The 18,355-nt window shown below is 65.6% G+C and carries 21 protein-coding genes and 2 riboswitches; of the genes, 5 read left to right on the plus strand and 16 right to left on the minus strand.

What is annotated here, in order from left to right:
• Positions 1–172 precede the first annotated feature (172 nt).
• A complete protein-coding gene (locus ACXJ16_RS06150; protein WP_054441604.1) occupies positions 173–379 on the minus strand; it encodes a hypothetical protein in 207 nt (68 codons plus the stop codon).
• A 44-nt stretch (positions 380–423) separates the two neighbouring features.
• Here ACXJ16_RS06150 and ACXJ16_RS06155 point away from each other — a divergent pair, with 44 nt between their 5' ends.
• From ACXJ16_RS06155 to ACXJ16_RS06165, 3 genes are all read left to right on the plus strand, one after another.
• Positions 424–1,377 (plus strand): DMT family transporter, encoded by a 954-nt coding sequence (locus ACXJ16_RS06155; protein ID WP_324694835.1) that lies wholly within the window; start codon positions 424–426, stop codon positions 1,375–1,377.
• An 86-nt stretch (positions 1,378–1,463) separates the two neighbouring features.
• Positions 1,464–1,598 carry an entericidin A/B family lipoprotein gene (locus tag ACXJ16_RS06160; protein ID WP_054441740.1) on the plus strand — a complete coding sequence of 45 codons (135 nt, stop codon included), beginning with the start codon at positions 1,464–1,466 and terminating at the stop codon, positions 1,596–1,598.
• 99 nt (positions 1,599–1,697) lie between these two features.
• The gene (locus ACXJ16_RS06165; RefSeq protein WP_292636669.1) at positions 1,698–1,826 is read left to right on the plus strand and encodes a hypothetical protein; all 129 of its coding nucleotides are present in this window, start codon (positions 1,698–1,700) and stop codon (positions 1,824–1,826) included.
• A gap of 98 nt (positions 1,827–1,924) precedes the next feature.
• On the opposite strand, the gene ACXJ16_RS06170 is transcribed toward ACXJ16_RS06165, so the two are convergent.
• From ACXJ16_RS06170 to ACXJ16_RS06225, 12 genes are all read right to left on the minus strand, one after another.
• Complete coding sequence (locus ACXJ16_RS06170) at positions 1,925–2,413, minus strand: CcdC protein domain-containing protein (protein ID WP_463921604.1); 489 nt, start codon at positions 2,411–2,413, stop codon at positions 1,925–1,927.
• Between the two features lie 31 nt (positions 2,414–2,444).
• Complete coding sequence (gene gcvPB, locus ACXJ16_RS06175) at positions 2,445–4,049, minus strand: aminomethyl-transferring glycine dehydrogenase subunit GcvPB (protein WP_324694828.1); 1,605 nt, start codon at positions 4,047–4,049, stop codon at positions 2,445–2,447.
• Complete coding sequence (gene gcvPA / locus ACXJ16_RS06180; protein WP_324694826.1) at positions 4,046–5,404, minus strand: aminomethyl-transferring glycine dehydrogenase subunit GcvPA; 1,359 nt, start codon at positions 5,402–5,404, stop codon at positions 4,046–4,048. Before gcvPA ends, gcvPB begins: the two co-directional genes overlap by 4 nt.
• A gap of 30 nt (positions 5,405–5,434) precedes the next feature.
• Complete coding sequence (gene gcvH / locus ACXJ16_RS06185; RefSeq protein WP_054441594.1) at positions 5,435–5,806, minus strand: glycine cleavage system protein GcvH; 372 nt, start codon at positions 5,804–5,806, stop codon at positions 5,435–5,437.
• A gap of 11 nt (positions 5,807–5,817) precedes the next feature.
• On the minus strand, positions 5,818–6,951 hold the full coding sequence (gene gcvT / locus ACXJ16_RS06190; RefSeq protein ID WP_292636667.1) for a glycine cleavage system aminomethyltransferase GcvT: 1,134 nt from the start codon (positions 6,949–6,951) through the stop codon (positions 5,818–5,820).
• A gap of 34 nt (positions 6,952–6,985) precedes the next feature.
• A riboswitch (glycine riboswitch) is annotated at positions 6,986–7,108 on the minus strand.
• Between the two features lies 1 nt (position 7,109).
• Positions 7,110–7,213: riboswitch (glycine riboswitch) on the minus strand.
• Between the two features lie 92 nt (positions 7,214–7,305).
• Positions 7,306–7,998, minus strand: a complete 693-nt coding sequence (locus ACXJ16_RS06195) for an NAD(P)H-binding protein (RefSeq protein WP_324694822.1) — start codon at positions 7,996–7,998, stop codon at positions 7,306–7,308.
• Complete coding sequence (locus tag ACXJ16_RS06200; protein ID WP_324694820.1) at positions 7,991–9,151, minus strand: deoxyguanosinetriphosphate triphosphohydrolase; 1,161 nt, start codon at positions 9,149–9,151, stop codon at positions 7,991–7,993. The genes ACXJ16_RS06195 and ACXJ16_RS06200 overlap by 8 nt, the downstream gene beginning before the upstream one ends.
• Before the next feature lie 41 nt (positions 9,152–9,192).
• On the minus strand, positions 9,193–9,510 hold the full coding sequence (locus ACXJ16_RS06205) for a hypothetical protein (RefSeq protein ID WP_324694818.1): 318 nt from the start codon (positions 9,508–9,510) through the stop codon (positions 9,193–9,195).
• A 24-nt stretch (positions 9,511–9,534) separates the two neighbouring features.
• Positions 9,535–11,007, minus strand: coding sequence for an NAD(P)(+) transhydrogenase (Re/Si-specific) subunit beta (locus tag ACXJ16_RS06210; RefSeq protein ID WP_324694815.1), 1,473 nt, complete (start codon positions 11,005–11,007; stop codon positions 9,535–9,537).
• The gene (locus ACXJ16_RS06215; RefSeq protein ID WP_054441587.1) at positions 11,007–11,324 is read right to left on the minus strand and encodes an NAD(P) transhydrogenase subunit alpha part 2; all 318 of its coding nucleotides are present in this window, start codon (positions 11,322–11,324) and stop codon (positions 11,007–11,009) included. The genes ACXJ16_RS06210 and ACXJ16_RS06215 overlap by 1 nt, the downstream gene beginning before the upstream one ends.
• Positions 11,325–11,375: 51 nt before the next feature.
• Positions 11,376–12,509, minus strand: coding sequence for an NAD(P) transhydrogenase subunit alpha (locus tag ACXJ16_RS06220; RefSeq protein WP_132468754.1), 1,134 nt, complete (start codon positions 12,507–12,509; stop codon positions 11,376–11,378).
• Between the two features lie 2 nt (positions 12,510–12,511).
• On the minus strand, positions 12,512–12,637 hold the full coding sequence (locus tag ACXJ16_RS06225; protein WP_082370561.1) for an aa3-type cytochrome c oxidase subunit IV: 126 nt from the start codon (positions 12,635–12,637) through the stop codon (positions 12,512–12,514).
• A gap of 247 nt (positions 12,638–12,884) precedes the next feature.
• Between ACXJ16_RS06225 and ACXJ16_RS06230 the strand changes: the two genes are divergently transcribed.
• The gene (locus tag ACXJ16_RS06230) at positions 12,885–14,309 is read left to right on the plus strand and encodes a sigma-54-dependent transcriptional regulator (RefSeq protein WP_132468753.1); all 1,425 of its coding nucleotides are present in this window, start codon (positions 12,885–12,887) and stop codon (positions 14,307–14,309) included.
• A 96-nt stretch (positions 14,310–14,405) separates the two neighbouring features.
• Here ACXJ16_RS06230 and ACXJ16_RS06235 read toward each other — a convergent pair whose 3' ends face one another.
• Positions 14,406–14,777 carry a hypothetical protein gene (locus tag ACXJ16_RS06235; protein WP_185997527.1) on the minus strand — a complete coding sequence of 124 codons (372 nt, stop codon included), beginning with the start codon at positions 14,775–14,777 and terminating at the stop codon, positions 14,406–14,408.
• Between the two features lie 333 nt (positions 14,778–15,110).
• Between ACXJ16_RS06235 and ACXJ16_RS06240 the strand changes: the two genes are divergently transcribed.
• Positions 15,111–15,854 carry an SDR family NAD(P)-dependent oxidoreductase gene (locus ACXJ16_RS06240; RefSeq protein WP_324694807.1) on the plus strand — a complete coding sequence of 248 codons (744 nt, stop codon included), beginning with the start codon at positions 15,111–15,113 and terminating at the stop codon, positions 15,852–15,854.
• 8 nt (positions 15,855–15,862) lie between these two features.
• Here the strand turns inward: ACXJ16_RS06240 and folP are convergent, their stop codons facing one another.
• A complete protein-coding gene (folP, locus tag ACXJ16_RS06245; RefSeq protein WP_324694805.1) occupies positions 15,863–16,987 on the minus strand; it encodes a dihydropteroate synthase in 1,125 nt (374 codons plus the stop codon).
• Positions 16,988–17,162: 175 nt separating this feature from the next.
• Positions 17,163–18,296 carry a site-specific DNA-methyltransferase gene (locus ACXJ16_RS06250; protein ID WP_132468752.1) on the minus strand — a complete coding sequence of 378 codons (1,134 nt, stop codon included), beginning with the start codon at positions 18,294–18,296 and terminating at the stop codon, positions 17,163–17,165.
• Positions 18,297–18,355: the final 59 nt, after the last annotated feature.

An 18,355-nucleotide genomic window follows, 5' to 3' on the forward strand; every position in this document is an offset into this window, starting at 1 on the left:
CACTAAGGCCGGTACACGGACATGGCAGGCGCGGCGGCGGCGAGAAGGGGTGTTCTTGATCCCCGAACATAGGACAGCTTTGCCTGCAGTGGGAAAGCGCTCCCTTCGATGGGCTAAACATCGCGATGATCGCTTGCCCCGCGCGGCTACACGAGAGCGGGGCGCTTCCGTTCTACCCGGCGAACCAGTCCCGTCCGGCCACGCCGAGCAGCAGGACGGCCAGCATCAGCGCGAAGAAGAACACCGTGGTCCACGGCATGAAGCCCACGCGGTCGAGATCGCGGCGCTTCATCCGGCGGCGGTCGCCGATCCAGGCGATGACCGCGAACAGCGCGGCGACACCGCCCACGGCGGCCATGATCTTGTCGGAATCGTTCATGGAGCGCCCTTGCCTACTTCCGCGAGGAAGTTAAAGCCCGGCCGGTGAACGCCGCCCCATCCCGTCAGGATCGCCCCCTTCTCGCACTTGGCTTGCGGCTGATGGCGATGGTCATGCTCTCGACGATGTTCATGCTCGTCAAGCTGGCCGGTCGCCACGGCGTATCTGCAGCCGAGATGGTGTTCTGGCGGCAGGCCATGTCAGTGCCGCTCATCGCCGGGTGGCTGCTGGCGACCGGCCGGATCGGCCAGTTGAAGACCCGCCGGGTCTCCTCCCATGCCTTCAGGGCGACCTCGGGCACGCTCGGCCTCGTCTGCAACGTCACCGCCGCCATGCTGCTGCCATTGCCGGTGGGCACGACACTCGGCTTCACGGCGCCGCTCTTCGCCGTGCTCATCACCGCGATCGTCCTGCGCGACAAAGTGGGGCCATGGCGATGGCTGGCGGTCGTGCTCGGTTTCGCGGGAGTTCTCGTCATCACCCGCCCCGGTGGGGAAACCGGGGCGCTTCCTCTCGCAGGGTTGGCCGCCGGGCTCGGCGCCGGAGTGATCGTCGCCGTGGTCAGCTTCCAGATCCGCGACCTCGCACGGACAGAGGCACCCATCGCCTGCGTGTTCTGGTTCGCCTTCTTCGGTTCGCTTTTCGCAGCCGTGCTTCTGCCGTTCTACGGTCAGTCCCACGAGCCCCGCGTCTGGCTGCTGCTTGTGGCGGTGGGGCTGGCGGGCACCCTTGCCCAGCTCCTTATCACCGCAGCACTTCGCCATGGAGCGGTGGCCACCGTCGTGGTCATGGACTATACCGCGCTGATCTGGGCGACGGCCTATGGCTACACCATCTTCGGCGACCTGCCGCCTGCCTCCACCTGGCTCGGCGCGCCGCTCATCATCGCCGCCGGGCTCATCATCACCTGGCGCGAACACTATCTTTCGAAGCGAATTTCGCCGACCTCGTCGCTGGACGAAAGCGCGATCGAGGAAACCGTGCCTACCGCAAGGTGATCGGCGGGAACCGCACGCACGGCCACGAGTTGCGTCCTTCGATCCCGGCAGAAAACGCCGGGACCTCCAGGAAAAGGAAACCGACAATGGTCAAGAAACTCGTTCTCGCGCTTGTCGCCGGAGGCATCGTCTTCTCCGCAGCAGCCTGCAACACCGTGAAGGGCGCTGGCCAGGACATCGAATCGGTCGGCAAGGCCGGGGATGACGCCATCAACCGCTGACAAGACTGACTGCAGACCCCTTCCCCTCGCAATCCCGATGGATTAGCGCCGAAAAGCGGCGACCATTTCGCTCGCCGCTACAGGAAGGATTACGCAGTCATGATCAGGAAAGCGGTTCTGGCGCTGGCGGTATCGGGCCTCGTGCTCGGCGCGGCGGCCTGCAATACCGTGCGCGGCGTCGGACAGGATCTCGAATCTGCCGCGAATTCGGTGGATCGCGCAACCTGAAACGGCTGCGGCGCGAAATGGATGGTCCATTTCGCGCCGCAGCCTTCGGTTCTCTCGCGCCGTGAAGCAGGAGCCCTTGTTCTTATGCCTGCCCGCCCTCAGCTATCGGTGATGTGATCCGCCACCATCGAGCGCGCACGCTGCCACAGGATCAGGCGGCTCACTACCACCATGCCCAGCACGAAACCCAGCATGGCACCGGTCATGAGCAGAGCGTTGGCGGCATGAGGATCACCCTGAACGCCCATTCCGCCCGGCAGGATCAGCCGCCGCACGGCGAACACCGCGAGCACGAGCACTAGCGCCAGCGGTGATTGGCGCATCATGACGCGGGCCTCGTCGCCCTCCCCCTCGACATGAAGGCGCATGAGGCGCGAGCGCTGCATGCCGATGCCGCCGCCGACCGCAAAGCCGGCAAGCAGCGCCAGCCAGCCCAGAATGCTCGGCGGCATGCCGTAGAGCGCGAGGGATACCGCCGCCGAAACGATCAGCGGCGCGACCCAAAGGAGGGGAAGACGGAGCGGCCTCGCCTTTTCGAGGCTGCGGAAACGCCAGGCCATTACCCCGACGAAAATCAGCAACGGCAACCAGGCCGCAAACCCGCTCCCCCCCATATCGTCAACTTCCCCCGATCTCGCTGAGCGAGGGCGTTGCCGGCACACCCGGCTGGCCCTGCCATACGAGCACAGGCTTGCGCGCCGCGAGCGTTTCGTCAAGCCGGCGGCGCGGTGCGAAGTGCGGTGCGCTGTGCAGGCTCTGGTCGCCGTCCTTGGCGCGCTGGGCAAGACTGCGCAGCGAACCGATGAAGCGGTCGAGCCCGGCCTTGCTCTCGGTCTCGGTCGGCTCGACCAGCATCGCGCCCTTCACCACCAGCGGGAAGTAGACCGTCATCGGGTGGAAGCCCTCGTCGATCAGGCCCTTGGCGATGTCCAGCGTGGAGAAGCCCTCTGCCAGACCGGCGTCGCTGAACAGCGCCTCGTGCATGCACGGGCCGCTCTTGGCGAAAGGTGCCGGCAGCAGGTCCTCGCACGAACGCAGGACGTAGTTGGCGTTGAGCACCGCATCCTCGGCAACCTGGCGCAGACCGTCCGCGCCGTGGCTGAGGATATAGGTCAGCGCGCGGGTGAACATGCCCATCTGGCCGTGGAAGGCGACCATGCGGCCGAACGCCTGCGCATGGCCCTCGCCCGCGTTCTCCTCCTCGACGAGGTGGACACGGCCATCATCACCGCGCGTGACAAACGGCAGCGGCGCGAAAGGCGCCAGCGCTTCGGACAGCACCACCGGCCCTGCACCAGGTCCGCCGCCGCCGTGCGGGGTGGAGAAGGTCTTGTGCAGGTTGATGTGCATGGCATCGACGCCGAGGTCGCCGGGGCGCACCTTGCCGACGATGGCGTTGAAGTTCGCACCGTCGCAATAGACGTAGCCGCCCGCCGCATGAACAGCATCGCCGATCGCCTTCATCTCCGGCTCGAACAGGCCGCAGGTGTTGGGATTGGTAATCATCACGCCCGCGACGTTCGGTCCCAGCTTCGCCTTGAGCGCATCGAGATCGACGCGGCCTTCGGGGGTCGCCGGGATCGACTGGACCTTGAAGCCGGCGAACGCAGCGGTCGCCGGGTTGGTGCCATGGGCGCTCTCCGGCACCAGCACGACGTCGCGCTTCTCGCCCCGCGCATCGAGCGCGGCGCGGATGCAGAGCAGCCCGCAAAGCTCGCCGTGGGCACCGGCCTTCGGGCTCATCGCCACCGAGGCCATGCCGGTCAGCGTGATGAGCCAGTCCGCCAGTTGCTCGATAACCTCAAGCGCACCTTCGACCGACTTCTGCGGCTGGAGCGGATGGACATCGGAGAAGCCCGGCAGGCGGGCCATCTTCTCGTTGAGCCGCGGGTTGTGCTTCATCGTGCACGAACCGAGCGGGAACGGCCCGAGGTCGATGGCGTAGTTCTGGCGCGAGAGGCGCGTGTAGTGGCGCACCGTCTCCGGCTCGGTCAGGCCCGGCAGGGCGGGCGCGGCCTTGCGCAGAAACCGGGAAAGCCCCGCTGCCGGTGCACGGGCGGGCGTGTCGAGATCGACCCCGCACTTGCCTTCGGCGCCGAGTTCGAAGCTCAGTGCCTCCTCCAGCATCAGGCCATAATCGCCTGACGACGTTACGAATTTCTCACCGGAATCGCCCGTCTCACCCATGGACGGACGCCAGCCCGCTGCGTTTACCGCGCTCATGCCAGCACTCCTTCCAGTTCCTTGGCGAAGGTCTCGATATCCTCGTCCGTGACGGTTTCCGTCGCGGTGACGAGCAGGCCGTTATGCAGTTCGCTCGCCTCGGGGAACAGGCGCCCGAGCGACACGCCGCCCAGCACCTTGCGGTCCGCCAGTTCACGCACGACTTCGCGCGCATCGCGCGGCAGGACCAGCGTGACTTCGTTGAAATAGGCATCATTCAGCAGCGTCACGCCGGGAACAGCCGTGAGCCGTTCGACGAGCGCCTGGGTGCGATCGTGATTGACCGCAGCGAGCCGGGCCAGTCCATCACCGCCCAGAAGCGTGAGATGAATACTGAAAGCCAGCGCACAAAGCCCTGAATTCGTGCAGATATTGCTCGTGGCCTTTTCGCGGCGGATATGCTGCTCGCGGGTAGAGAGCGTCAGCACGAAGCCGCGCTTGCCCTCAGCGTCCACGGTCTGCCCGCAAAGACGGCCCGGCATCTGGCGCACGAACTTCTCGCGGCAGCCGAACAGGCCGAGGTAAGGCCCGCCGAACTGGAGACCCACGCCCAGCGACTGGCCCTCGCCCACGACGATATCCGCACCCAGCACGCCGGGCGCCTCGATCATGCCGAGCGCAACCGGCTCGGTGACGACGGCCACCAGGAGCGCCCCCTTGGCATGGGCTGCCTCGGCGATCGCAGCGAGATCGGGGATGCGCCCGAGGATGTCAGGGTACTGGACGACGACGCAGGAGGTCTTGTCGTCGATCGCCGCGATCACCGCCGCGTCGTCCGCCTCTGCCACCAGTTCGGGCGAGAGGGAGACGATATCGTCCTCGGTGAATTTCGCCATGGTGCGCACCACTTCGCCGTAATGCGGGTGCAGGCCGCCCGAGAGCACGGCGCGATCCTTGCGGGTGACGCGCGCGGCCATCAGGATCGCCTCCCAGCACGCGGTCGAACCGTCGTACATCGAGGCATTGGCGATGTCGGTGCCGAACAGGCGCGCCACCTGGGTCTGGAACTCGAACAGCACCTGAAGCGTGCCCTGCGCGATTTCCGGCTGGTAAGGCGTGTAGGCGGTGAGGAACTCGCCGCGCTGGATCAGGTGATCGACCGAGGCCGGAACATGGTGGCGATAGGCACCGGCGCCGAGGAAGAACGGGGCCGAACCGGCCGAGAGGTTCTTCGCCGCAAGCGCGGACATGTGCCGTTCGACGGCCATTTCACTGGCGCGGAGCGGCAGCCCCGCGATGGGGCCGGAAAGCCGGGCCTCGGCGGGCACGTCGACGAACAGGTCGTCCACCGTGTCGGCACCGATGACGCCGAGCATCTCGGCGCGATCGGCGGGGGTCAGGGGCAGGTAGCGCAAGCGGCGATACTCCGTATTTCTATATTTGGATCAGAGGCTTTCGACGTACTTCTGATACGCGGCCTCATCCATGAGCGCGTCGAGTTCCGAAGCGTCCGAGAGGGTGATGCGGAACAGCCAGCCGCCCACTTCGGCGTCGGTGTTGACCAGTTCCGGCTCATCGGTCAGCGCGGCGTTAGCTTCGGCAATCGTGCCCGAAACCGGGGTGTAGACGTCCGAGGCGGCCTTTACCGAATCCACCACGGCAACGGAATCGCCCTTGCCGAACGCAGCGCCAGCTTCGGGCAGCTCCACGAAGGTGATGTCGCCAAGCTGGCCCTGTGCGTAATCGGTGATGCCGACAGTGCCGAGGTCGCCCTCGACTTCAAGCCACTCGTGTTCCTGCGAGAAATAACGGGTCATGGGTAGTTTCCTCAGCGGTGATAGCGATTGGGGACGAAGGGCATGGCTGCGACCGTTGCGTCGAGCTTCTTGCCCCGGATTTCGATCGAAAGGGCCGTGCCGTCAGCGGCCACTGCCGCATCGACATAGGCCATGGCGACGGGATGCTGGAGCGAAGGCGAGAAACCGCCCGAAGTTACCACTCCAACCTCCTGTTCTCCATGGAAAACCTTGGCGCCTTCACGCGCCGCCTGCCGGCCTTCGAGCTTGAGGCCGATGCGCTTCTGCGCGGTGCCTTGCGCAAAGTCGCGCTGGACGCGCTCGGCACCGGGGAAGCCGCCTTCGAGGCGGCGGCGCTTGTTGATGCCGAAAGCGAGGCCGGCTTCGACCGGGCCGCGTTCCGGGTCCATGTCATGGCCATAGAGCGGCAGGCCGGCTTCGAGGCGCAGCGAATCGCGCGCACCAAGGCCGATCGGCTTCACTTCCGGCTCTCCGCACAGCAGCTCGGCGATCATCGCGGCGGATTCGCCGGGGATCGCGATCTCGAACCCGTCTTCGCCGGTGTAGCCCGAGCGGCTGATCCAGGCATCGACGCCGCCCAGCTTGAACGCGCCGCCCTTCATGAAGGTCAATGCGGAAACCCCGGGCACCAGACGCTCAAGCGCTTCCGCGGCCTTGGGGCCCTGGAGCGCCAGCAGGGCGCTGTCATCAAGGTGATTGAGAGTGACGTCGTCCGGTAGCAGTTCGCGCAGCGTGCCGATATCGTCCCACTTGGTCGCGCCGTTCACGACGAGGTAGAACCCGGTTTCCCAGCGCGTGACCATGAGGTCATCGAGGATGCCGCCGTTCTCGTCGAGCAGCAGCGAATAGCGCACCGAACCGGTCTTCAGGGTCGACAGATCGATGGGAAGCGCCGTTTCGAGCGCCGCTTCCACGCCTTCGCCGGAGATGTAGAGCTGGCCCATGTGGCTGACGTCGAACAGCCCGGCGCTCTCGCGGGTCCAGAGATGCTCGGCCATGATGCCCTCGTACTGAACGGGCATGATGTAACCGGCGAATTCGACCATGCGGCCGCCACGCTCACGGTGCCAGCCGTCAAGCGGCAGCAGCAGCGGCGCCGGGGGTGCTTCTTCCTGATCGGAATCGGAAATCGGATATTCGCTCAAGACATGACTCCGCACAGTTCGGTACACCATTTCAGGTGCCCCCTCTGTCACGGAAACCTGAGAGCTTCCCTCGACCCGCCCCTGAGGACAAACCCGAAGTTACACCGTCGGCGGCCTCTGCCCGATGAGGGCAGCGACACTTTCCAGAGTCTCGCTATCGACGCTGCGCGGTCCTTTTGCCTGAGAGATTCCGGGGCGGTTGCTCCTTCGGCGCCTGCTTCTTCGCAAATGCGAATCGGCAGGTCTCTCCCGCGCTGTCAGCGATATTTGGTCACTTGGTTGAGCGCCGCGCGCAAGTCAACGCAATCGCGCTGCACTGCATCACAATTTCCACCAGTAGTCGGAATAACCGGCTCAGGACTGCTGCCGACTCAGGATATCGGCCATGGAATCGTGCTCGTGGACGAACGTTCCGGGCGCCTGCTCACCGCTGAGCGCGAGGATGACTTGCGCCAGCCGCACTGCCGCGATCGAGCGGAACCGGCGCAGTCTTGCATGAAACACCAGCAGGTCCGCGATCGGCGCAACCACCTGCCCGGCTTTCTCCAGCGGCCGATCCTCTTCGCGCCGACCGCGCAGCAGGCCCGGTTGGAGGATATCCAGCCGCGCGAAACCGAGCTTGCCGAGCGCGGCCTCGACCTCGCCCTTGGTACGCAGATAGAGGTTGGAACTTTCGGCATCCGCGCCCACCGAGGAAACTAGGATCATGCGGTGGATACCGGCCCCGCGGGCGGCGGCGGCGGCTTCCAGCACGAGATCGTGGTCTACCGCGCGAAAGGCTTCGTCGCTACCGGCCGCCTTGCGCGTGGTGCCCAGTGCGCAGACGAACACGTCCGCATGGGCTGCGGCGATCAGCACCGGCCAGTTGGCGGTTTCTCCCACGAGGATTTCCAGCCGCGCGCCATCCGGTAGCGGCACCTCACGCCGGGCGACACCGATGATACGCACCTCAGGCCGCCGGACGCTCTCCTCGATGACCGCCGAGCCCACCAGTCCGCTGGCGCCGACGAGGCAGATCCGCCGCGCCGCCGAAATCGCATCAGACATTGCGCAGCCCTTCCGGGGTGCTGCCGTAGATCTGGGCATGGCACGAGATGGCATAGCGGTCAGTCATGCCCGCGATATAATCGGCGATGTGGCGGCTGCGGGCAGGTTCGTGGCGCGGCAGGCCGTCGATCCAGCTCTCCTCCATCAGCACCGGCTCCTGCGAGTAGGCAGAATAGAGCTCCGCCAGCAGCGCACGGGCGCGACGGGCGGTTTCAAGCTGCTCGGGATGATAGTAGAGCTTCTCGTACATGAAGCGCTTGAACTCGCGCTCCCCCTCCTCGACCTCGCTCGAAAACGCGACGAGTTGGCGGCCCGCGGCGCGCACCTCGTCCACGCTCTCGATGCCGACTAGCCGCTGCTGCGTTTCGGCCAGCAGATCGTTGACCATGAAGCCGATCTGGCTGCGGATCAGCTCGGCGAGTTGGCGATCGCGCGGCACGCCCGGATAGCGGCGCTCCACCTCGTTCCAGCGCGGCACGATAAAGGGGTGGGCCAACAGTTCGTCGAGATCGAGGAAGCCTGCGCGCAGCCCGTCGTCGATATCGTGGTTGTCATAGGCGATATCGTCCGACAGGGCCGCGACTTGCGCTTCGAGCGATGCGTAAGTGCCCAGTTCGAGGCCGTAGGCGCCATCCAGCTCGGCCAGCGCCCAGTTCGGTTCGGTGACCGGCCCGTTGTGCTTGGCAAGGCCTTCGAGCGTTTCCCAGGTCAGGTTCAGCCCGTCATGCTCGCAATAGGGGCTTTCGATCCGCATCAGCGTGCGCAGGCAATTGGCGTTGTGGTCGAACCCGCCCGCCTTGTGGAGCGCCGCGTCGAGCGCTTCCTCACCGGCATGGCCGAAGGGGGGATGGCCGATATCGTGGGCCAGCGCGAGCGCTTCGGTCAGGTCCTCGTCGAGACCGAGGATACGGGCGATCACGCGGGCGACTTGCGCCACTTCGAGGCTATGCGTCAGGCGCACCCGGTAGTGATCGCCGTCTGGCGCGATGAAGACCTGGGTCTTGTAGCGCAGGCGGCGGAACGCAATCGAATGCACGATCCGGTCCCGGTCGCGCTGGTAGGGGCTGCGCTGACCGCGCGGCAGGCCCGTGTCCATGGGAAACTCTCGGCCACGCGAACGGGCCGGATCGGAAGCGTAAGGTGCAAGGGTCAAGCTGAAATCTTTCCCGGAGCAGGCTTGCTCGCCCGTCCCCCTTACCGAGCAAGCCCGGTCTTGCACAAGGCCGCCGACGAAGTGGTCACGAGGATGACCTTGCGGTCATCGACCAGCTTCACCGCGCGGATCCAGGCGCCAATGGTGGGCTTGTCACCCTGAAGGTTCTGAAGCCGGACGAGCTGCGGCAGGCTGAGCCGCTTGACCATACGCCGGGTCATGCAGCTTGCCACCCGGTCCGACAGGCCTGCTTCCACCAGAGCGCCATGCAAGCGCCAGCCGGCGTAGAGATGCACACCGCCCACGAGTACGACGACGAGACCGACGAGCAGCAGGATTCGCTTGAGGATGCGCAGCATGGCGGGCCGTATAGAGCCCCTCGATCAGTCCGCCAGCGCTTTCACGATATCCTCTACCATCTTCTTCGCATCGGCGAGGAGCATCATGGTCTGGTCCATGTAGAACACCTCGTTGTCGACCCCGGCATAGCCCTGCCCGCCCATCGAGCGCTTGATGAAGAAGATCGTCTTGGCCTTCTCCACGTCGAACACCGGCATCCCGTAGATCGGCGATGCCTTGTCGGTCTTCGCGGCGGGGTTCACCACGTCGTTGGCACCGATGATGAAGGCCACGTCGCACTGGGCGAATTCGCCGTTGATGTCCTCCAGCTCGAACACTTCGTCATAAGGCACGTTCGCCTCGGCCAGCAGCACGTTCATGTGCCCCGGCATCCGGCCAGCCACCGGGTGGATCGCGTATTTCACGCCAACGCCGTGGGACTTGAGCTGGTCCGCCATCTCGCGAACGACGTGCTGGGCCTGCGCCACCGCCATGCCGTAGCCGGGAATGATGATGACGTTCTCCGCCTCCTTCATCAGGAAGGCAGCATCCTCGGCGGAACCGCGCTTCCAGGGGCGATCCGTTGCCGCTACGCTGCCGCCCGTGCCTGCCTCCGCGCCGAAGCCTCCGGCGATCACCGAGATGAAGCTGCGGTTCATCGCCTTGCACATGATGTAGCTGAGGATCGCGCCTGAAGAACCCACGAGCGCGCCGGTCACGATCATCGCGGTGTTGTGGAGCGTGAAACCCATCGCCGCCGCCGCCCAGCCCGAGTAGGAGTTGAGCATCGATACGACGACCGGCATGTCCGCACCGCCGATCGGGATGATCAGCAGGAAGCCGATGGCGAAGCTGAGCAGGACGATCGCCCAGAACAGCGCCGGCGTGTCCCGGTGGAACAGGGCGACGAGAACGGCGATACCCACCAGCGCCGCAAGATTGATGACGTGGCGGCCGGGCAGCAGGATCGGCGCGCCACCCATGTTGCCGTTGAGCTTGGCGAAGGCGATCACCGAACCGGAGAACGTCACCGCGCCGATGGCGACGCCGAGCCCCATCTCGATCCGGCTGGCTGCCAGGATATCGAGCCCGCCGGGTGCGAGAATGCCGAACGCCGCCGGGTTGTAATAGGCGGCGATCCCTACGAGCACGGCGGCAAGCCCGACCAGCGAGTGGAATGCAGCGACGAGCTGCGGCATCGCCGTCATCTGGATCTTGCGGGCGGTGGTGAGCCCGATCACCGCGCCGATGGCGATGGCGACAAGGATTTCACCCATGGACGCCAGATCGATATAGGAAGTGTCGTAACGGGGAAGGCCGGGCCCGGTTGCAAGGTCGATCCGCGGGACATGCGTTGCCAGCGTCGTCACCACGGCGATCGCCATGCCGATCATGCCATAGCGGTTGCCCCTGCGGCTCGTGGCCGGGGAAGACAGTCCGCGCAGCGCCAGGATAAAGCAGATGCCGGCGATGAGGTAAGCCACCGCCACCCACGGATTCACGGCATGAGGCTCCATCACTTCGCCTCCTTCGATATCGGCCTGCCCGCCGCCGGCTTGTCCTTTTTCCGGTACATCGCCAGCATCCGCGCGGTGACCGCGAAGCCTCCGAAGATATTGATGCTTGCCAGCACCACCGCCCCCAGCCCCAGCCATTTCGCCAGCGGCGAGCCCTGCGCCGCGCTGGCCACCAATGCGCCCACGACGATAACCGAGGAAATGGCGTTGGTAACGGCCATCAGCGGCGTGTGCAGGGCCGGTGTCACGGACCAGACGACGTAATAGCCCACGAAGCAGGCCAGCACGAAGATCGACAGGATCGAGATGAAGTCCATGAGCACCCTAACCTTTTCGGCGCCCTGCGAGGCGCCTCGTTCCGCGCCTTTTCAGCCGAGCAGCCGTTCGTGAACCACTTTCCCGCCTTGCGTCAGGCGGATGGCATTGCCGATTTCCTCGTCGAGAACCGGCTTGCCCAGTTCCTTGTCCCAGAAGGCCGAAACGAAGTTGAGCAGATTCCGCGCGAAGAGGGCGGAAGCATCTGCCGGCAGTTGCGCGGGGGTATTGGCGTAACCCACGATCCTGACGCCGTGCCGCTCCACCACCTGATCGGCCACGCAGCCTTCGACATTGCCGCCCTGCGGCGCCGCGAGGTCGAAGATCACGCTGCCGGGTTTCATGGTGGCGATCTGCGCGTCGGAGATCAGGCGCGGCGCCGTCCTGCCGGGAATCAGCGCGGTGGTGATGACGATATCCTGCTTCGCAAGGTGCCCGGAGACCAGTTCCGCCTGCGCAAGCTGGTATTCCTCGGTCATTTCCGTTGCGTAGCCGCCCGACCCCTCCCCCTCGATACCGCGCACGTTTTCCACGAAGATCGGCTTGGCGCCCAGCGAGAGGATCTGCTCCCGCGTGGCCGAGCGAACGTCGGTTGCGGAAACCTGCGCGCCAAGGCGGCGGGCGGTGGCGATGGCCTGAAGCCCGGCAACGCCCACCCCCATGATGAAGGCCTTGGCGGCGCTGACCGTGCCGGCCGCCGTCATCATCATCGGGAAGGCCCGGCCATAGAGGTTCGCGGCGACCAGCACGGCCTTGTAGCCGGCGAGGTTGGACTGCGAGGACAGGATATCCATCGACTGCGCGCGCGTGATGCGCGGCATGAACTCCATCGCCAGCGCTTCCAGCCCGGCGGCGGCATAGGCATCGATCCGGGGGCGCTGCCCCGATGGATCAAGCGCGCCGACCACCCATGCCCCCGGCTTCACGCCCGCCAGCAGCGCGGGATCGGGCCCCTGAACGCCGAAGACGATGTCCGCACCGGCCGCAGCCTGCTCCGCCGGGCCGAGTTCGGCCCCTGCGGCGACATAGTCTGCATCGGCAATGCTGGCGGCGAGGCCGGCCCCGGCCTCGACCGCCACTTGGGCGCCCAGCGCGGTGAGCTTCCGTACCGTTTCGGGCGTTGCCGAAACGCGCGTTTCGCCGGACGCCCGTTCCCGAAGAACGGCGATCCGCGTGCCTGCCGCCACGCTCAGGCGGAAATCAGGCTGACGACGAATGCCACGATAAGGATGACGATGCCCGTGCTCCAGGTAGCGGCCTTGACGAAGCCGTTGTAGGTCGCGGTGGCGGCCTTCATGTCGTTGCCTGAAGCCATGAACTGGTATCCCCTGTGATTATTGCCGTTTGATCCATTATGTTTAGACGTCGCATCGGCCGGGCTCAAGCCCGAACCCCGCCAAATCGGCCCGGAACGGCGGCAAATGCTTCGGTTAACGGCAGGGCGAACCAGAAATGCCTTCACGGTTTCTCTGCGACGAACCGAATTGAGCCTTAATTTCGTCTTTACTGGTTTGCCCTAATTCGGGACTGAGATACCTAGGAGGCGACACGGCGGGCGGAAAATGGCGGAACAAGAACAGCGCCTCTTCATGCTGATCGACGACGAACCCGCGCAAAGCCGCCTGATTTCGGCACTGGCGGCGCGCGAGGGCTGGCGCACGGTCATCGCACGCGATTCGGAAACTGCGATCGCCACGCTCGGCACGCGCCAGGGCATGCAGCTTTCGGCCATCATCCTCGACCAGTGGGTGCCCGGTGACGATGCCTGCGCCCTGATCGCCGAACTCAAGTCCCGCCGCCCGGCCCTGCCGATCCTGATGCTCACCGCTTCCACCTCTCCGCTGCTGGCGGTCGAAGCGATGCGCGCGGGCGCGACCGACTATCTGGTGAAGCCCGTTGCACCGGACCGGCTGATGCATGCGCTGCGAACCGCGACCACGCGCGAGGCGCCGAGCGACGAACTCGCCCCGCTGACCGAGAAGATGCCCTCCAATCCCGACTTCGAGTCGATGATCGGTGCCGCTCCCAACTTCCGCAAGGCGCTCGCCGTAGCCGCCAAGGCCGCGCGCGGGCACGGCCCCGTGCTGATCGAGGGCGAGACTGGCTCCGGCAAGGAAATGCTGATCCGGGCGATGCACGCCGCCAGCCCCCGCTCGAAGGCGCCGCTGCGGATAGTCAATATCGGCGGACTTCCGGCCAATTCCATCGAATCCGCCCTGTTCGGCCACGAAAAGGGCGCCTTTCCCGGCGCGTTCGACCGGCAGGTGGGCGCGCTCCAGCATTGCGACGGCGCCACGCTTGCGCTGGACGAGATAGATCGGCTGCCGCTCAGCGTGCAGGAACGGCTGCTGGAATCGATCCGCAAGAGCGACGTGCGCCCGATCGGCGCGCGCCACTCCTTCCGCATCGACGTGCGCCTGATCGCGGCCAGCAACCTGCCGCTTCAGGACCTGGTGACCGAAGGCCATTTCCTGCCGGAACTGCTTGAGGCGCTGTCTCCCACCAAGGTGAGCCTGCCGCCGCTGCGCGAACGCACCGGCGACATTGCCGCCCTCGCCCGGTTCTTCCTCGCGCGGATCGGTGAACAGCCGGGGCTGCGTGCGCTGGGCATCACCGATGGCGCGCTCTCGCTGCTGGCTGCTTACGACTGGCCGGGCAATGTCCGCCAGCTTCAGGCAGTCCTGTTTCGTGCCGCCGTCTTCTGCGACGGAGATGCGCTGACCTCGCAGGACTTCCCACAGCTTACGAACATTCTGGGCACAGGTTTATCCACAAGCCCCAGTAGCCCCATGCACGAAAGCTCCGGGGTGATGCTCTACACGGCCGACGGCAACCTGCGCCCGCTTGACGAGATCGAGGCCGACGTCATCCGGCTCGCCATCGGCCTCTATCGCGGACGGATGACCGAAGTGGCGCGGCGGCTGGGGATCGGCAGGTCCACCCTCTATCGCAAGCTCGGCGAACTCGGCATCGACAACGCCGCCTGAACGCGGCCGTGCCGGCAAACCGCTGACGGCTGCCGGCACGGTATTGATCGGTGAACGCTCCGACCTTGCGGCCAAAGCCCGTGGCTCAAGCACGGATCACAGATTCTCGAAATAGACGTGCGGCACGCGGTAGCCGCGCTTGCTCATGTACTTCACGTACTTCCCGCGTTCGCTGTGCAGTTCGGTCGCGTATTCCTCCCAGGCATCGCGGCGATCCTCGATGTCGGTGGAGTGGCGCAAATCGCTGGCGAGCTCCTTCTGGCTCTCGTTCACGTTGATGCGATAATCGTACCACTTGCTGTTCTGGACGCCGCCGATGGGATTCTGGAAGATCAGGGCCTCTTCCTGGCGGGCGACGGATTCCTCGTACATGATCGGCTGAACGGCGAAAGCGGCTACAGGAATGGCGACGGCCGGAACCGCAACGAGCGCCACGAGGCGATTACGAAGGTTCTTGGTCTGGTTCATGGGACTTCTCCCTTTCGCTTGGACGCAGGCACTATTGCCCGCGTTTGAAAGGGAAACGAACGCCGACGCAATTATAGTCCCGCGTCCGGGACGAAACGGGCCGTAGATGGGACATTTCGGTGAAGTCCCCCGCCATGCGTGCGCTGGTCGACACAGCGCCTGGCCGTGTTCATCGGGCAGCAATCGCAGGTTCATCGCCCGTCCATGTTTGTCGCGGGATTTGAAGCGGATAAGGCGCGTTCCGCGCTACCGGAAATGCGGAAAAGTCATCGCCGATCACGCGAACCGGCGCCGGGGCGGCTGCGTTGAACGGTCATCAAGGAGATGATCGCAATGCAGGATTTCAAGGACAAGGCCGGTATCGTGACAGGCGCCGCTTCGGGCATCGGCGCAGCAGTGGCGCGCGAACTCGTCGCTCAGGGCGGCCGCGTGGTGATCGCCGATTTCGACGAGGACGCCGCCCGCGCCCTTTCCGACGAACTGGGCGCGCAAAGCACCGCCGTATTCAGGCTGGACGTGGCGGACCCTGCCGCCAACGAAGCGCTCGTCGCCTTTACCCTGGGCAGCTTCGACCGGCTTGATTTTGCCGTGAACAATGCGGGTATCGGCGCGCCCGCTGCCAAGCTTGCCGACATTCCGCTGGATTCCTGGTCGCGCGTGATCGACGTCGATCTCAACAGCGTATTCTATGCCATGAAGTACCAGATCCCGGCGATGACGGCGCGCGGCGGCGCGATCGTGAACATGGCCTCCATCCTTGGCGCGGTGGGCTGGGCCGGATCGACCGCTTACGTGACCGCCAAGCACGCCCTGCTCGGCATGACCAAGGTTGCCGCGCTCGACTATGCCGACGCCGGAGTGCGGATCAACGCGGTCGGGCCGGGCTTCGTCTCCACGCCCGCGCTCGAAAAGAACATGACCGAGCAGGCCATCGCCGAACTGGCGGGCAAGCACGCGCTGGGACGGCTGGCTCGGCCCGAGGAAATCGCGGCGGTGACGGCGTTCCTCCTGTCCGACCGCGCCTCCTTCGTGACAGGCACCTACTATCCGGTGGACGGAGGATATCTGGCGGTCTGACCGCGCTTTCAGGGAAGCTGCGCGAAGTCGGTCAGGGCCGCATCGCGCAGCCCCCGCCAGACCCGCGCGGCCTGAACCGTCTCCGCCACGTCGTGGACGCGGATGACATGCGAGCCCGCCTCCATCGCCTTCAGCGCCAGCGTGACGGAACCGCCGAGCCGCTGGTGCGCGGGCGCCTCGTTCGAAAGCGCGCCGATCATGCGCTTGCGGCTGGCACCGACGAACAGCGGCTGGCCCAGCGCGTGGAACAGCGCGAGCCCGTTCATCAGCGCAAGGTTTTCGGCCAGCGTCTTGCCGAAACCCACGCCCGGATCGAGCAGGATGTTCTCGGGGGCGACGCCCGCGGCCACGGCCCGGTCACGGCAGGCGGCCAGCCAGTCGAACACGTCGAGCACGACATCGGCGTAGTCGCCGTTGGAATGCAGGTCCTCGCCGTCGCCGGGCGCGTGCATCAGCACCACCGGCACGCCCGAGGCCGCCGCCAGTTCCAGGCTGCGCGGATCGTAGCGCAGGGCGGACACGTCGTTGATGATATGCGCGCCGGCCTTCAGCGAAGCCTCCATGACGGCGGGTCTGCGCGTATCGACGCTGATCGCCGCTCCCATCGCGGCGAGCCGCTCGACCATCGGCACCACGCGCCTGATCTCATCGCCTTCCCAAACCGCACCGGAACCGGGGCGGGTGGATTCGCCGCCGATGTCCACCATTGCCGCCCCCATTTCCAGCATAGCGGCGGCATGGGCGGATGCCACTTGCGCATCGTCGAGGAAGGCTCCTCCATCCGAGAAGCTGTCAGGCGTCATGTTGAGGATACCGGCGATCTGCGGCTGTTCGAGCCGGATCGTGCGCACTCCGCCGCCCTTGAGCGGAAGTTGAAGCGGCGCATGGACCTTGCGCAAGTTGGCCCACTGGAGCTCGGCGCTGGCGCCGAGTTCGGCGGGAAGCCCCGCCAGCGCCGCGACAGCCTGCTCAGCCCCGAAGCGCGTGCGTGAGCGAACCCTGCTGTTCTCGCGCACGATCAGGGCGAACCGGCTCGCCCAGGCCATCGAACCGCCAAGGCGGATGGCCTCTCCCTCCTCGCTCTGGGGGCTGTCGGCAAAGGCGATCGGGCGGATGTAAACGGTGCGGGTCATGGTCGCCTCTTAGCCTGGGCGCGGGCGGCGCAGAACAGGTTTTGAGGAAGCCCCCATCACCTCTCGCTAATCGTTTATCCAAAACAAGCGCCCATATGGAGGAGCGCGCCGGAGGGCCGCAACGGCGCAGGCCTCTCCGGATACCCTGCCTTGCCGCCTAAGCAGCCTTATGGCCTCAAGGCTCGGTGGCGAGAATGTAGAGCTGGCGGATCGCGTCGATCGGCTTGACCTGGCCTTCATGTTCCAGATGCCAGAAGGTCCAGCCATTGCACGAGGGCGCGCCCTGGAGTTCCTTGCCGAGGCCGTGGATCGAACCGTTCAGCTTGTCACAGGCCAGCGATCCGTCGGCACGAACGATGGCTTCGAAGCGGCCCTTCTTGTCGGTGAGCCGGGTGCCGGGCTTGATCCAGCCGGTCTCGATCAGGGTGCCGAAGGCAACCTTAGGCGCGCTGCGCTTGGACTGCATGGTCTTGAGCGAGCGTTCGTCGAGCGGCAGCGCCATCTCGATGCGTTCGAGAGCGGCCTCGCGGTAATCGCTCTCACGCTCGCAGCCGATCCACTCGCGGCCGAGGCGCTTGGCGACGGCGCCGGTGGTGCCGGTGCCGAAGAACGGGTCAAGCACGACATCGCCCTCGTTGGTGGTGGCCAGCATCACGCGGTAGAGCAGCGCTTCGGGCTTCTGCGTCGGGTGAACCTTGCGTCCGCCCTTCTTCAGGCGCTCGGCGCCGTTGCAGATCGGCAGGACCCAGTCCGAACGCATCTGCAGTTCGTCGTTGAGGGTCTTCATCGCGCGGTAGTTGAAGGTATACTTCGACTTTTCGCCCATCGACGCCCAGATCAGCGTTTCATGCGCATTGGTGAAGCGGGTCCCCTTGAAGTTCGGCATCGGGTTGGCCTTGCGCCAGATGATGTCGTTGAGGATCCAGAACCCCATGTCCTGCATGATCGCGCCGAGGCGGAAGACGTTATGGTACGAACCGATCACCCACAGCGAACCGTCGGGCTTGAGCACGCGGCGCGCCTCGGTCAGCCAGTCACGCGTGAACTGGTCGTAGACGGCGAAGCTGGAAAACTTGTCCCAGTCGTTGGTGACGGCATCGACGTGGCTGCCGTCGGGGCGCGAAAGGTCGCCGCCGAGCTGGAGATTGTACGGCGGGTCCGCGAAGACCATGTCAACGCTGGCGTCGGGGATCGTGCGCATCGCTTCGATGCAGTCGCCCGGGATGATCTGGCCAAGCGGCAGAAGTTCCTTCGGCGTAGGCGCCGGCGCGGCTGCGCGGATCTTCTGCTTGACGAGTATCTGGCCCATGTTTGCTCCGGGAATTTGAACTGTGGATTGACGCCCTAGTGAGTCTTTCGAGACTCGCC

The organism is Novosphingobium sp. TK71, assembly GCF_055361505.1.

Coding starts and splice junctions, on each gene's coding strand:
- gcvH (WP_054441594.1), bottom strand. CDS start 5,806: ATGACCCGTTATTTCTCGCAGGAACACGAGTGGCTTGAAGTCGAGGGC.
- ACXJ16_RS06235 (WP_185997527.1), bottom strand. CDS start 14,777: ATGAACCAGACCAAGAACCTTCGTAATCGCCTCGTGGCGCTCGTTGCG.
- ACXJ16_RS06230 (WP_132468753.1), top strand. CDS start 12,885: ATGGCGGAACAAGAACAGCGCCTCTTCATGCTGATCGACGACGAACCC.
- ACXJ16_RS06225 (WP_082370561.1), bottom strand. CDS start 12,637: ATGGCTTCAGGCAACGACATGAAGGCCGCCACCGCGACCTACAACGGC.
- ACXJ16_RS06165 (WP_292636669.1), top strand. CDS start 1,698: ATGATCAGGAAAGCGGTTCTGGCGCTGGCGGTATCGGGCCTCGTGCTC.
- gcvPB (WP_324694828.1), bottom strand. CDS start 4,049: ATGAGCGCGGTAAACGCAGCGGGCTGGCGTCCGTCCATGGGTGAGACG.
- ACXJ16_RS06250 (WP_132468752.1), bottom strand. CDS start 18,296: ATGGGCCAGATACTCGTCAAGCAGAAGATCCGCGCAGCCGCGCCGGCG.
- ACXJ16_RS06195 (WP_324694822.1), bottom strand. CDS start 7,998: ATGTCTGATGCGATTTCGGCGGCGCGGCGGATCTGCCTCGTCGGCGCC.
- ACXJ16_RS06150 (WP_054441604.1), bottom strand. CDS start 379: ATGAACGATTCCGACAAGATCATGGCCGCCGTGGGCGGTGTCGCCGCG.
- ACXJ16_RS06240 (WP_324694807.1), top strand. CDS start 15,111: ATGCAGGATTTCAAGGACAAGGCCGGTATCGTGACAGGCGCCGCTTCG.
- ACXJ16_RS06205 (WP_324694818.1), bottom strand. CDS start 9,510: ATGCTGCGCATCCTCAAGCGAATCCTGCTGCTCGTCGGTCTCGTCGTC.
- ACXJ16_RS06160 (WP_054441740.1), top strand. CDS start 1,464: ATGGTCAAGAAACTCGTTCTCGCGCTTGTCGCCGGAGGCATCGTCTTC.
- ACXJ16_RS06210 (WP_324694815.1), bottom strand. CDS start 11,007: ATGGAGCCTCATGCCGTGAATCCGTGGGTGGCGGTGGCTTACCTCATC.
- folP (WP_324694805.1), bottom strand. CDS start 16,987: ATGACCCGCACCGTTTACATCCGCCCGATCGCCTTTGCCGACAGCCCC.
- ACXJ16_RS06215 (WP_054441587.1), bottom strand. CDS start 11,324: ATGGACTTCATCTCGATCCTGTCGATCTTCGTGCTGGCCTGCTTCGTG.